General features: G+C 61.6%; 13 protein-coding genes. All 13 read right to left on the bottom strand.

What is annotated here, in order from left to right; translation table 11 throughout:
- The coding region (locus WCA85_RS12365; RefSeq protein WP_424064201.1) for an NAD-dependent epimerase/dehydratase family protein at nucleotides 1–226 on the bottom strand (226 nt) is incomplete at its 3' end.
- 74 nt (nucleotides 227–300) lie between these two features.
- A complete protein-coding gene (gene rfaE1, locus WCA85_RS12360; protein ID WP_424064199.1) occupies nucleotides 301–1,272 on the bottom strand; it encodes a D-glycero-beta-D-manno-heptose-7-phosphate kinase in 972 nt (323 codons plus the stop codon).
- Nucleotides 1,265–2,668 carry a UDP-glucose dehydrogenase family protein gene (locus WCA85_RS12355; RefSeq protein ID WP_424064197.1) on the bottom strand — a complete coding sequence of 468 codons (1,404 nt, stop codon included), beginning with the start codon at nucleotides 2,666–2,668 and terminating at the stop codon, nucleotides 1,265–1,267. Before WCA85_RS12355 ends, rfaE1 begins: the two co-directional genes overlap by 8 nt.
- A gap of 155 nt (nucleotides 2,669–2,823) precedes the next feature.
- Nucleotides 2,824–3,999 (bottom strand): lipopolysaccharide assembly protein LapB, encoded by a 1,176-nt coding sequence (gene lapB / locus WCA85_RS12350; RefSeq protein ID WP_424064196.1) that lies wholly within the window; start codon nucleotides 3,997–3,999, stop codon nucleotides 2,824–2,826.
- 61 nt (nucleotides 4,000–4,060) lie between these two features.
- On the bottom strand, nucleotides 4,061–4,354 hold the full coding sequence (locus WCA85_RS12345; protein WP_424064194.1) for a LapA family protein: 294 nt from the start codon (nucleotides 4,352–4,354) through the stop codon (nucleotides 4,061–4,063).
- Between the two features lie 344 nt (nucleotides 4,355–4,698).
- On the bottom strand, nucleotides 4,699–5,022 hold the full coding sequence (locus WCA85_RS12340; RefSeq protein ID WP_424064192.1) for an integration host factor subunit beta: 324 nt from the start codon (nucleotides 5,020–5,022) through the stop codon (nucleotides 4,699–4,701).
- Nucleotides 5,023–5,054: 32 nt separating this feature from the next.
- Complete coding sequence (gene rpsA, locus WCA85_RS12335) at nucleotides 5,055–6,788, bottom strand: 30S ribosomal protein S1 (protein WP_424064191.1); 1,734 nt, start codon at nucleotides 6,786–6,788, stop codon at nucleotides 5,055–5,057.
- A gap of 174 nt (nucleotides 6,789–6,962) precedes the next feature.
- The gene (cmk, locus tag WCA85_RS12330; RefSeq protein ID WP_424064190.1) at nucleotides 6,963–7,649 is read right to left on the bottom strand and encodes a (d)CMP kinase; all 687 of its coding nucleotides are present in this window, start codon (nucleotides 7,647–7,649) and stop codon (nucleotides 6,963–6,965) included.
- A gap of 34 nt (nucleotides 7,650–7,683) precedes the next feature.
- Nucleotides 7,684–8,988 carry a 3-phosphoshikimate 1-carboxyvinyltransferase gene (gene aroA, locus WCA85_RS12325; protein WP_424064188.1) on the bottom strand — a complete coding sequence of 435 codons (1,305 nt, stop codon included), beginning with the start codon at nucleotides 8,986–8,988 and terminating at the stop codon, nucleotides 7,684–7,686.
- Nucleotides 8,989–9,007: 19 nt separating this feature from the next.
- Complete coding sequence (locus tag WCA85_RS12320) at nucleotides 9,008–9,949, bottom strand: prephenate dehydrogenase (RefSeq protein ID WP_424064203.1); 942 nt, start codon at nucleotides 9,947–9,949, stop codon at nucleotides 9,008–9,010.
- Nucleotides 9,950–10,034: 85 nt separating this feature from the next.
- Nucleotides 10,035–11,147, bottom strand: a complete 1,113-nt coding sequence (hisC, locus tag WCA85_RS12315) for a histidinol-phosphate transaminase (RefSeq protein ID WP_424064186.1) — start codon at nucleotides 11,145–11,147, stop codon at nucleotides 10,035–10,037.
- A gap of 69 nt (nucleotides 11,148–11,216) precedes the next feature.
- Nucleotides 11,217–12,299 (bottom strand): prephenate dehydratase, encoded by a 1,083-nt coding sequence (gene pheA / locus WCA85_RS12310; protein WP_424064185.1) that lies wholly within the window; start codon nucleotides 12,297–12,299, stop codon nucleotides 11,217–11,219.
- Between the two features lie 62 nt (nucleotides 12,300–12,361).
- The gene (serC, locus tag WCA85_RS12305; RefSeq protein ID WP_424064184.1) at nucleotides 12,362–13,444 is read right to left on the bottom strand and encodes a 3-phosphoserine/phosphohydroxythreonine transaminase; all 1,083 of its coding nucleotides are present in this window, start codon (nucleotides 13,442–13,444) and stop codon (nucleotides 12,362–12,364) included.
- Nucleotides 13,445–13,549 lie beyond the last annotated feature (105 nt).

Genomic DNA, 13,549 nt, shown 5'->3' with positions numbered 1-13,549 from the left:
CTTCGTGGAATACCGCACGCACCTTGCCGAAGTCTCCACGTGCAAAGCGTTCGACAAATTCGGTCTTGTCGAGATAATCGTCAATCTCGCAATCCACCAGGTTCTTGAACTTGTCGGCGCGCGTGAGATTGTCCACGGCGATGATGCGTTGTTCACCGCGCTCGTTGAGCGCCTTCACGATATTGCTGCCGATAAAACCGGCCGCGCCGGTGACGATGAGGGTCATGGTCGTCCTGCGGTAATGAGGTTCGATGTACGTGCGGCTCGCGCCGCAAGCGGCACGCGTGCCGTCATGCAGCCTTAGAGAAAGAGTTCGTCGTAGTCGACCGTGGCAGTGCCGAGCTTGCCGACCACAATGCCCGCTGCGCGATTGGCCAGAGCGACGGCATCGGTCAGCGACAGGCCCGCGCCGAGCATCACGGCGAGCGTGGCAATCACCGTATCGCCCGCGCCCGAGACATCATACACTTCGCGGGCAACGGCCGAAGCGTGCAGGATGCCCTCGTCCGAGAAGAGCGTCATGCCCTCTTCGGAGCGCGTCAGCAGCAAGGCGTCGAACTCGAGTTCAGCGCGCAATTTGCCCACACGCGCAATCAGATCGTCTTCCGATTTCCACTGGCCGATCACCTCGCGCAACTCAGCTCGATTTGGCGTGATCAGCGTCGCGCCGCGGTAACGCTCCCAGTCATCGCCCTTCGGGTCGACCAGCACCGGTTTGCCTGCCGCACGTGCCTTCGCGATCATCTTCGTGACGTGCGTCAGACCACCCTTGGCGTAGTCGGACATCAGAATAACGTCGTGCGAGGAAAGCAACGCGTCGAAGCGCGCGAGGCCGGCGAGCAGCACTTCGTGCGCCGGCGTGTTCTCGAAGTCGACACGCAGCAACTGCTGCTGACGCGACAGCACGCGCAGCTTGATCGTGGTCAGGAGCGCCGGGTCTCGCTCGAGGTGTGGCGCCACACCGCTATCGCCGAGCAACTGGATGATGCGCTCGCCTGGCTCGTCCGTGCCGACCACGCACAGCAGTCCCGCTTGCGCGCCCAGTGCCACCGCGTTACGCGCGACGTTGGCGGCGCCGCCGAGACGGTCTTCCTGTTTCTGCACGTGCACCACGGGCACCGGCGCTTCGGGTGAAATGCGGTTGACGTCACCAAACCAGTAACGGTCCAGCATCACATCGCCGACCACCAACACCCGCGAGGTCGCGAGTCGCTCGCGCGGCACGACGCCAATCTCCGGAGCAGGTCCGGCTTCGGTCACGGAATCAGACATCTGCGGGGATTTCGGAAGGTTGGGCATAGGGTCGTCCAATCGAGTGGTAGTCGATGCCAAGTTCGGCCATCGTTTCCGGCTCGTACAGATTGCGGCCATCAAAGATGAGCGGCGACTTCAGCACCGATTTCAGATGCAGGAAATCTGGGCTCTTGAACTCCTTCCACTCGGTGACGACCACCAGCGCATCGGCGCCCGTGAGCGTTTCATCCTGAGTGCTCGCGAAGTGCAAGCGCGCGAACTGCTCCGGCGCGTCGTGCAGATCGAGTGCGAAGACCCGGCGCGCCTCGGTGACGGCGACAGGATCGTACGCCTGGACATTGGCGCCGCGCGCCAGAAGCGCGGCAATCACGCGACGGCTCGGCGCTTCGCGCATGTCGTCGGTGTTCGGCTTGAATGCAAGACCCCAGACCGCGAACGTGCGACCACTCAGGTCCTCTCCGAGCGCGCCCGTGATCTTGTTCACGAGCACTTCTTTCTGCTCGTTATTCACGGCTTCGACGGCTTCAAGGATGCGCAGATTGTGGCCGCTTTCGCTGGCCGTACGCACGAGCGCCTGGACGTCCTTCGGAAAACACGAGCCGCCGTAACCGCAGCCCGCATACAGAAAATGATAGCCAATGCGCGGGTCCGAACCGATACCGCGGCGCACGGCTTCAATATCCGCGCCGACGCGGTCTGCCAGGTTTGCCATTTCATTCATGAACGAAATGCGCGTGGCAAGCATCGCGTTGGCCGCGTATTTCGTGAACTCTGCCGAGCGCACGTCCATGTAGAGTGTGCGCTCGTGGTTTCGATTAAACGGGGCATACAGGCGCCTCATCAGATCGCGGGCGCGCATCCCGGCTTCGTCTTCGTCGATGCCGAGCACGATGCGGTCAGGGCGCATGAAGTCGTCGACAGCCGCCCCTTCCTTGAGGAATTCCGGGTTCGACACCACCGAAAAGCGGTGCTGTTCGCTGTTGCTGAGGCCGCGTTTGGCGAGTTCCTCTTCGATCACGGCGTGTACGCGCTGCGCGGTGCCGACCGGGACTGTCGATTTGTCGACGATCACCTTGAAGCCGTTCATGCTGCGGCCAATGTTGCGCGCCGCTTCGAGCACGTATTGCAGATCGGCCGAGCCGTCTTCATCGGGCGGCGTGCCAACCGCGATGAACTGCACTTCGCCGTGCGCCACGCTTGCTTCGACGTCGGTCGAAAACGTAATACGCCGTGCCCGACGGGTACGCGCGATGATTTCCAGCAGACCCGGCTCGTGAATCGGCACGCCACCGTTGTTGAGGATCTCGATCTTGCGTGGATCGACGTCCAGACAGAACACGTCGTGGCCGTTTTCCGCGAGACACGCGCCAGTAACGAGGCCGACATAGCCCGTGCCGATGATGGTGATTTTCATACGCGTTCCGGTAATGGGTTCCGGTGATGGTTTCCGGTGGTGAATCTGGCACGAACCGCCCGCCCTAAGCCGCCTCTAAGCCGCCCTCAGTTGCCCTGAGCGGTGCACCGGCAGGACCGTCTGCCGGGCCGGTGCGCAGCCTTGGCCGCGGAATCTCAGCTCGAGGCCGTGATCGGCTCGACCCGGCGTGGCGCATAGGTTTCCCAACCGCTGCAACCCGGGCATTGCCAATAGAAAAGACGAGCCCGGAAACCGCAATTCTGGCACGTATATCGTGGCAGATTTTTGGTGCGCTGCTTGATCAGCGCGCGCATCAATTCCAGCTCACTGCGCCGCGGTTCCTCCGCGGTGGCCTGCTGCGCTTCGAGCAAGCGGATCATTCCAGCCAGATTGGGCGACGTCTGCATCTGCGAGCGCGCCAACGCATGCGCGGCATCCTGCCCACGCAAGGCGGCGACGTGCTGATAGGCAACGTCCAGTAGATCGTTAGAAGGATAGCGGTCAACCCAGCTGGTCAGCAAATCGGCCCCCTCTTGCGACCGGCCGAGCGCCTCGTAGGCCTTCATCAGTTTCTCGGCGACCAACGGCAAATAAGCCGAATTCTGCTCCTCCACCTGACGCCAGTGGGCAATCGCCGCCTCCTGCGCTCCGCCGACTGCGTCGACGTCGCCAAACAGGATGGTTGCGCGCACGCTATGCGCATTGGCCTTCAGAGCCAGGTTCAACTGGCGCCGTGCCTCATCGGGCTTCTTTTGCTGCAACGCCTCTTGCGCCATTTCACAATGGAACTGGGCAATTTCCTTATCCAGAGGTTCAGCGCCCATGGTTTCGAGGTGACGTGCAGTGTCGATCGACTTGACCCAGTCCTTCTCGATCTCGTAGATGGTGAGCAACGCGCGCTGGGCGCCGAGCGCATAGTCGCCGCTCTGCAGCGAGCGGAAAGTCTCTTCGGCGCGATCGAGCAGGCCCGCCTTCAGAAAGTCCTGACCCAGCTCATAAAGTGCGTGGTCGCGCTCGGTGACGGGCAGGTCAGCGCGGCTCAGCAGATTCTGATGCACGCGGATCGCGCGGTCGGTCTCACCACGGCGGCGGAACAAGTTGCCGAGCGCAAAGTGCAGTTCGATGGTTTCCGGATCGAGCTTGACGACTTCGATAAACGCGTCGATTGCCTGGTCCGGTTGCTCGTTGAGCAGGAAATTAAGGCCGCGAAAATAGGAACGCGGCAAGTTGGCGCTTTCGGACAGCAGCGTCTTAAGGTCGTAACGCGCAGCCATCCAGCCGAACGCAAAAGCGACGGGTACGACAAGCAGCCACCAGAAGTCTAGATCCATGCGAATGATCGGGAGTGCAGAAACGTAAGCCGCGCGCGATAGGCGCACGGCATGGGAAGGCCTAGATTAGCGGCGGCAACGGCGGTTGTTCGACCACCACCGGGGTCTCGCGCGCGACCCGCAACTCGCGCTTCAGACGACCGTTTTCCAGCCGCAAACGGAACACCGCAGGCACCGCCGACACCAACCCCGCCAGCAGCCCGACCACAAAGAACGCCAGGCCGATCAGGATCAGCGGGGCGGACCATGTATAGCCGGCCAGGAAATTCAGCGTAGCGGTTTGCGTGTTGGACAGTGCAAGCACGAGCAGCAGCACGAACACCAGGACACGGATCAGCCAGACAATAAATTTCATGTGCAGGTCTCTTCACGGCAGTTGCGGGGTGACGCTGGCCAGATGGCGCGCATCGCGCCACGGTATCGCCCGCGCCGAAGTGACCCGTATTGTAAAGGAAGCCCCAGCGGCTGGGCAGCAACAAGCCGTTTGGGTGCACTTACGTGTGGTTTATCGCCCGAAGAAAGACCTCAGCGCGGTAAGAACGAGCCACGTGGAGACTGGATGGCCACACATCCGGTGAACCAAACGAGCAAATACAGGCGAAAAAAAAAGCGCCCGCAGGCGCTTTTTTTGGTCTTTGCCGTCTGGCTTTGGCCGCCGACGTTAGAGGCAACACGCTGCATTGTGCGCAGCGCAGTTGCTCACTGATCGTCGTCCGGCGCCTCGTCCTTCAACGGCTCGCCCGCGCGACGATCCACCCGTTCGCGCAACTCCTTGCCAGGCTTGAAGTGCGGTACATACTTCTCAGGTACCAACACCTTCTCGCCCGATTTCGGATTGCGGCCGACGCGGGAGGGACGACGATTGAGGCCGAAGCTGCCGAAGCCGCGAATCTCGATGCGATGACCGTTGGCAAGTGCCTCCGACATCGCATCCAGCATCGTCTTCACCGCGAAATCCGCATCTTTAAGAACAAGCTGCGGAAATCGCGTAGCCAGCTGGGCGACCAATTCCGATTTGGTCATACTGCAGCAGACCTCTCAAGAAAACTCAAGGCTTACTGGTTCTGGCCGTCGAGCTTGGCCTTCAGCAATGCGCCGAGGTTCGTCGTGCCGGTAGCCGCTGCGTTGGAATCCGACGAAGCCAGGCCGCGGATCGCTTCCTGTTGCTCAGCCGAGTCCTTGGCCTTGATCGACAGGTTGATACCACGCGACTTGCGATCGATGTTGATGATCATCGCGTTGACCTTGTCGCCTTCCTTCAGCACGTTGCGAGCATCTTCCACGCGGTCTTGTGCGATTTCCGAAGCACGCAGGTAGCCTTCGACTTCCGCCGACAGCTGAACCACTGCACCCTTCGCGTCCACCGTCTTGACCACGCCGTCGACGATCGAACCCTTGTCGTTCATTGCAACGAAGTTGCTGAACGGGTCGCCTTCGAGCTGCTTGATACCCAGCGAAATGCGTTCCTTCTCGACGTCGATGCCGAGAACAATCGCTTCCACTTCGTCGCCCTTCTTGTACTTGCGAACGGCTTCTTCGCCGGTTTCGCTCCACGACAGGTCCGACAGGTGAACCAGACCGTCGATGCCGCCAGGCAGACCGATGAAGACGCCGAAGTCGGTGATCGACTTGATTGCGCCTTGCAGCTTGTCGCCCTTCTTGAAGTTGCGGCTGAAGTCGTCCCACGGGTTCGGCTTGCATTGCTTCATGCCGAGGCTGATACGGCGGCGGTCTTCGTCGATTTCCAGAACCATGACTTCGACTTCGTCGCCCAGCTGAACAACCTTCGACGGTGCAACGTTCTTGTTCGTCCAGTCCATTTCCGACACGTGAACCAGGCCTTCGATGCCCGATTCCACTTCGACGAATGCGCCGTAGTCGGTGATGTTGGTGACCTTACCGAACAGGCGCGTGCCCGACGGGTAACGGCGGGAAATGCCTTCCCACGGATCGTCGCCCAGTTGCTTGATACCCAGCGAAACGCGGTTCTTCTCTTGATCGAACTTGAGGATCTTCGCGGTAACTTCCTGGCCAACCGACAGCACTTCGCTCGGGTGACGCACACGACGCCATGCGATGTCGGTGATGTGCAGCAGGCCGTCGATACCGCCGAGGTCCACGAATGCGCCGTAGTCCGTGATGTTCTTGACCACGCCTTCCACGATCGCGCCTTCCTTCAGCGTTTCGAGCAGCTTTGCGCGCTCTTCGCCTTGGGTTGCTTCGATCACAGCGCGGCGCGACAGCACGACGTTGTTACGCTTGCGGTCGAGCTTGATGACGCGGAATTCCAGCGTCTTGCCTTCGTACGGGGTCGTGTCCTTGACCGGACGCGTATCAACCAGCGAACCCGGCAGGAATGCGCGGATGCCGTTGACCATGACGGTCATGCCGCCCTTGACCTTGCCCGTGATCGTGCCGGTCACGAGTTCGTTGTTGTCGAGGGCCTTTTCCAGCGACAGCCACGAAGCCAGACGCTTCGCCTTGTCGCGCGACAGGATGGTGTCGCCATAGCCGTTTTCCAGCGCGTCGATCGCGACGGAAACGAAGTCGCCCGCCTGCACTTCTACCTCGCCCGCGTCGTTCAGGAACTCTTCGAGCGGGATGTAGGCTTCGGACTTGAGACCAGCGTTGACGACCACGAAGTTGTGGTCAACACGCACGACTTCGGCGGAGATCACTTCGCCGGCGCGCATGTCTTGCTTGGTCAGCGACTCTTCGAACAGAGCCGCAAAAGATTCGGTATTCGGGGTAGAGGTTTGCAGGTCGGACATAAAAATCGAAAGTTGCATGGTTCTCGCGGTGCCCGGCTGACCGGATGATCAGCAATGACGGCTGGTGTGCGAATGCCACGCGGGGTTAAGGGGTTAATACACGCTCTGCGACAATCGCGGAGCACCTACACAACAACATACTGCTGTTTTACAAATCTTTTACTGGTACTTACCCGCCCGCACAGGCTGCTTTCATGCGGTGGGCACGAACGCCCGGTACCACTGCACGACCTGATCGACCGCCTGGTCGACCGACAATGCCGAGGTGTCCAGAAGCTTCGCATCCGCTGCAGGCTTGAGTGGTGCGGCTGTGCGCTGACTGTCGCGCTCGTCGCGTTCACGCAAATCCCGTAGCAAGTCTTCCATATTAGCAGAAAATCCTTTTTGGATCAATTGCTTATGCCGCCGAGCGGCGCGTGCCTCGGCGCTGGCGGTCAGAAACACCTTGAGCGCAGCATCCTGGAAGATCACGGTGCCCATGTCGCGACCATCCGCGACCAGTCCCGGTTCTTTGCGAAAAGCCCGCTGACGCGCCACCAGCGCGGCTCGCACGGGCGCGTGGACGGCGATTGCGGAGGCACGCTTGCCGATTTCCTCGGCGCGGATGTCGCTCGAAACGTCGACCCCATCGAGTTGCGCGAGGCCCTCGCGGAACGTGATATGCAGATCGTCGATCAGCTTCGCAAGCGCCTCAGCGTCATCGACGGCGATGTTGTAACGGTGGCTGGCCAGCGCGGCGAGCCGGTACAGCGCACCGCTGTCCAGCAGGTGAAAGCCTAGACTGGCGGCGACCAGTGCGGCCACGGTGCCTTTGCCGGAGGCGGTCGGGCCGTCGATCGTAATGACGGGCGTCTGGTGAAAGGGACGGGTCGGTTTCATCGAAAAAGTCGCACGTCAGGTCGGTCCAAAAGAATCAGAGTCGGGCGAGCGCGGTAAAACGCTCAAAATAGTCTGGGAATGTCTTGCCGACGCACTTCGGATCATTGATCCGCACCGGCACGCCACCGAGGCTCACCAGCGAGAAGCACATCGCCATCCGGTGGTCGTCGTAGGTATCGATCGCGGCGTTCGGCGTCAACTTCTCGGGCGGCGTGACAGCCAGGTAGTCCTCGCCCTCCACCACCGACGCGCCAACCTTGCGCAGTTCGGTGGCCATGGCGGCGAGCCGGTCAGTTTCCTTGACGCGCCAGCTAGCAATGTTGCGCAGCGTCGTGGTGCCGTCCGCAAACAATGCGGCGACGGCGATCGTCATTGCGGCGTCCGGAATCAGGTTGCAATCCATGTCGATGGGTTCGAGCTTGCCGTGGTCGTGGCCGACGCCACGCACCTCGATCCAGTCGTCGCCCATCGATACGTTGGCGCCCATGCGGATCAGCGCATCGGCAAAGCCGACGTCGCCCTGAATGCTCGCCCGCCCGACTCCTTCAACCCGCAGCGGCCCGCCGCCGAGCGCACCCGCGGCAAGGAAATAGGACGCCGACGACGCGTCGCCTTCCACCATGATCCGTCCCGGCGACTGATATCGCCCGCCAGACGGGACCGCGAACTGGTGCCAGCCGTGACGCTCGACCTTGATGCCAAAGCGCTCCATCAATTTGATTGTAATTTCGATGTACGGCTTCGAGATCAGCTCGCCGTCGACCTGCACGATCGTCGTGCCGCTTTCGGTGCGCAACAGCGGCAGCGTCATCAAAAGCGCGGTGAGGAACTGGCTGGATACGTCGCCACGCACGCGGATCGGCGCCTCGACCGCGATCTGTCCCGCGCGAATCCGCAGCGGCGGATAGCCTTCATTCTCTTCGTAGTCGATGCGCGCGCCGATCTGCCGCAGGCCGTCGACGAGGTCGCCAATCGGCCGCTCGTGCATGCGCGGCACGCCATGTACGCGATAGTCGCCGCCGTTAACGGCCAGCGCCGCCGTCAGCGGACGCACCGCCGTGCCGGCGTTGCCCAGAAACAGGTCAGCCGTCTTGGCGGTAAAAGCGCCGCGCGTGCCCGTGACCACGCACGCGTCACCGTCACGCTTGAGCTTCACGCCAAGCTTTTCGAGCGCCTCGAGCATGACGCGCGTGTCGTCCGAGTCGAGCAGGTTAGTGATCGTGGTCTCGCCTTCAGCCAGCGCCGCGAGCAACAGCACACGGTTCGAAATGCTCTTCGAGCCAGGCAGGCGAACCGTGCCGGACGCACGGGAAAACGGTCCGAGATCGAGGTATTCCATGATTGAGTCCAGTTTCCGGTTATTCCGCGGTGTCAGCACTGCCGCCAGGCGCGGCGCGTTGCTCCTGCCATTCGGTTCGGGCCACGCGGGAACGCGCGAATACGGCTTCGAGCGCGGCGCCGTCGCCGTTTTCGATCGCAGTGCGAAGATGCGCGAGCACTGCCGTATACGCGTCTAATTCGTCCAGCAGGGCCGCGCGGTTCGCGACGCAGATATCTCGCCACATTTCCGGGCTCGACGCGGCAATTCTCGTGAAATCGCGGAAGCCACCTGCGGCGAAAGAGAATTTCAACTCGGCGTCCGGTGAATTGAGAATCTGCTCCACCAGCGCGAACGAAAGCACATGAGGCAAATGGCTGACCGACGCGAGCACCCGGTCGTGCTGCTCAGGCGTCATGTCGCGCACCGTGGCGCCAGTCGCGCGCCACATCGCGGCGACCTGCTCCACCGCTTCGGGGGCGTTCTCGGACAGCGGACACAGCACAACATTGCGGCCCACATATAGATCAGGCAACGCGGCATCCACGCCGCTCGATTCACGCCCGGCAATCGGATGAGCAGGAACGAATTGTCCGATCCGTTCGCCGAGCGCGTCGCGCGCGGCGGCCACTACATCTGATTTGGTACTGCCCGCGTCGGTAACGATGGTCGACGCGTCGAGAAACGGTGCGAGGCGTTCGAGTAATGGCCGCGTCTGGGCAACAGGCGCGGCCAGCAGCACCATATCCGCGCCGACCAGCGCCGCCTCGAGCTCTGCGTCATCGTCCAGTGCGGCGGTGGCATCGATCACGCCCAGCTCCAACGCCCGTGTCGTCGACGCGGGGCTTCGCCCAACGCCGACCACCATACGCGCGCCATGCGCTTCGCCGCGCTCGCGCAGCGCGCGTGCAAGCGATCCGCCGATCAGCCCGACACCAAAAATCACCAGTTTGTTAAAAGAAAACGCGGCCACGTCGATCACAGAGAAAAGCGCGCCTTGGCTATAAAAGCGAGCCACGGCGCACGGGTCAAAATCAATGCTCGCTTCGGTTGTTTCCTCTTGCCGGTCAAGCCGGCAAGAGCGCCTTTTCGAGCGCCGCGAGGAACGCTTCGTTCTCTTCCGGCAAGCCAATCGTGATGCGCAGCCATTGCGGCAGACCGTAATTGCCAACCGGACGCACGATCACGCCCTGTTTGAGCAACGCCAGGTTGACGCGATTGCCGGCCTGGTCGTCGTTACCGACTCGCACCAGGACGAAGTTTCCGGAGGACGGCACGTACTCAAGCCCGAGCTTGTCGAACGCTTCCGTCAGTCGGCGATAACCTTGAGCGTTCAACGCCGCGCTCTTTTCGAGGAAAGCCTTATCGTTCAGCGCGGCGATCGCGGCGGCCTGCGCCAGCGTGTTCACGTTAAACGGTTGACGCAGACGATTCAGCAGATCGGTCAGCTCTGGTTGCGCAATCGCGAAACCGACGCGCAGGCCCGCCAGACCAAAGGCCTTGGAAAACGTGCGCGAGACCAGCAGGTTGGGATAACGGCGCACCCATGCGATCGAGTCGTAGCGCTTTTCCGGTGCCAGGTATTCCGTGTAGGCCTCGTCGAGCACGACCACGACGTTGCGCGGCACCTTGCCCAGAAAGGCTTCCAGCGCGGGACCTTCAATGAAGGTGCCGGTCGGGTTGTTCGGATTGGCGACAAACACGAGGCGCGTGTCGCCGGTGATTGCGGCGAGCATCGCGTCGAGATCGTGGCCGTGCCTGAGCGCCGGCACGACGATAGCGCGTGCGCCCAGCCCCTGCGTGGCGAGGGCATACACCGCGAACGAGTACTCCGCATAAACGACGGACTGGCCCTTCTCGACAAATGCGTGCGCCGCCATTTCGAGAATGTCGTTGCTACCGTTGCCCAGCGTGATCCAGTCCGCTGGCACGTCGTAGCGCGAGCTCAACGCCGCCTTCAGTTCGAATGCATTCGCGTCAGGATAACGGCCCAGTTCGCTCGCGGCCTGCGCCATGGCGCGCTGTGCCGATTCCGGCATGCCCAGCGGGTTCTCGTTGGACGCGAGTTTCACGATGCTTGCCTCGTCGAGACCGAACTCGCGGGCCACTTCCGAAATCGGCTTGCCGGCGATGTAAGGCGCGATCTCGCGCACGTAGGAAGGACCGAACGGCGTTGTCATGAGTATCTCCGGAGCAACTAATTGCAGTATTAAATGAGGTTCTGAATCCGCGCAGACAGGGCTGGAGGGTCAGCGATCGCGCGGATACGACCCGAGAATCTTCAGGAATTCGGCCTTCTGACCCAGTTCAGCCAGTGCCGCCGCGACCGGGGCGTCGTCCCGATGCCCTTCAATGTCGATGTAGAAGTAGTACTCCCACGTACCGACGCGCGCCGGACGCGACTCGAAGCGCGTCATCGAAACACTGTGCCGCGCGAGTGGCTCCAGCAGCTTGACCATTGCCCCCGGCTGATTAGCCACGGAGACGATCAGCGAAGTCTGATCGCGCCCGCTCGGGCCGGTAGGCTCCTTGCCGATCATCACGAAGCGGGTGCGGTTGTGCGGGTCGTCCTGAATTAATGCGTGCGCGACCAGCAAGCCATAATGCGTCGCTGCGCGATCGCCTGCGATAGCCGCCACGGTTGGATCGCTAGCGGCAAGCCGCGCGCCCTCCGCGTTGCTCGCTACCGCCTGACGCTCCAGATGCGGGGCGTTCGACGCCAGCCAGCCCTGGCATTGCGCAAGGGCCTGCGGATGAGCGCACACGCGCGTCACCCCTTTCAGGTCGCCATTGAGGGTCAGCAAATTGTGATGAATCGGCAAAGCGAGCTCGCCACCAATCAGGAGCTGCGTTTGCAGCAGAAGATCGAGCGTGCGTGAAACCGCGCCCTCCGTCGAATTCTCAACCGGGACGACGCCGAATTCAGCAGCACCGGCCTCGACTGACCGGAAAACTTCGTCGATTGACGGGCACGGCAAACCTTCGATCGACTGACCGAAATACTCGTGCATCGCCTGTTCGCTGTAAGTGCCCACCGGCCCGAGATACGCGGCCTTGATGGTCTGCTCCAGCGCACGGCTCGCCGCCATGATTTCGCGCCAGATCGCACTGATATGGTCGTCGGCGAGTGGCCCGGCGCTCATGTCCTGCAAGCGCGCGATCACCTGTTGCTCGCGTTCCGGCCGAAACACCGGCGCGTTGAAATGCTTCTTGACTTCGCCCACTTCCAGCGCAATCGCGGCGCGCTGGTTAAGCAGCGCAATGAGTTGCGCGTCGATCGCATCAATGCGTTCGCGCAGCGGTTTGAGTCGGGTATTGAGTTCGTCGTCCATGCGTAAAAACGGCCCTGCCGGGAAACTGCGGAAAGGATGCGTGCGTCTGGAACCCGTGGGGTTCAGGCGCTGCGCGTTTCGAATTCCTTCATGTACTCGACTAGCGTTTTGACGCCTTCGAGCGGCACCGCGTTGTAGATCGACGCCCGCATGCCGCCGACGGACTTGTGGCCCTTCAGCTGCACCAGCCCGCGCGCTTTCGCGCCGGCCAGGAAATCTTCGTTACGTGATTCGTCCGCGAGGAAAAACGGTACGTTCATCCGCGAGCGCGAACCGCGTTCAATCTTGTTCAGATAGAAGCTGCTTGCATCGATCGTGTCGTACAGGAGCTTCGACTTCTCGATATTGCGTGCTTCCATAGCCGTGAGGCCGCCCTGCTTTTTCAACCACTTGAACACCAGCCCGGCGACGTAGATCGCGTACGTGGGCGGCGTGTTGTACATCGAATTGTTCGCGGCAACGGTCTTCCATTCGAACGCCGACGGACAAATGGTCATGGCGCGGTCCAGCATGTCTTCGCGTACTACGACCACGGTGACGCCGGCCATGCCGATATTCTTCTGCGCCCCACCAAAAAGCACGCCGTATTTGGCAATGTCCATTGGGCGCGACAGGATATGCGACGAAGCGTCGGCCACCAGCGGAATATTGCCCATATCAGGGATTTCGAAGGTTTCGACGCCGTGAATGGTCTCGTTCGTGCACAGATGCACGTAAGCCGGGTCGTCGGAAAGCTGCCATTCTGCGCGCGCCGGTGCACGCGTGAAGCCGTCGGCCGTCTGGCCGCTCGCGGCCAGATGCACGGCGCCGTACTTCTGCGCTTCCTTGAAAGATTTCTGCGACCACGAGCCGGTCACGATGAAGTCGGCGCGCGGTTTCGCGCCAAACAGGTTCATCGGCACAATGGCGTTCTCGCCAAGACCGCCGCCCTGCAGAAACAGGATATGGTGGCTCGCCGGCACCTCAAGCAAGTCGCGCAGGTCGACCAGGGCTTCCTCGTGGATCGACATGAATTCTTTGCCGCGATGGCTCATTTCCATCACGCTCATGCCGCTGCCGTGCCAGTTCAGCATCTCGTCTGCCGCTTGTCGCAGCACTTCTTCGGGCATGGCCGCAGGTCCGGCCGAGAAATTAAAGACGCGCATCGTGAGATCCCTGAAGCAGGCGCGGCGAAGCTGGCAAATTCGCGCCCTAAAAGAAAATGGCCGTCTGCGCGTGCGCGCAAACGGCCATTATCGCATTGACACCAG

This window comes from Paraburkholderia sp. (assembly GCF_049581445.1).
In the GTDB taxonomy this organism is placed as follows: Bacteria; Pseudomonadota; Gammaproteobacteria; order Burkholderiales; family Burkholderiaceae; genus Paraburkholderia.
This window is presented reverse-complemented; position numbering and strand designations above follow the sequence as displayed.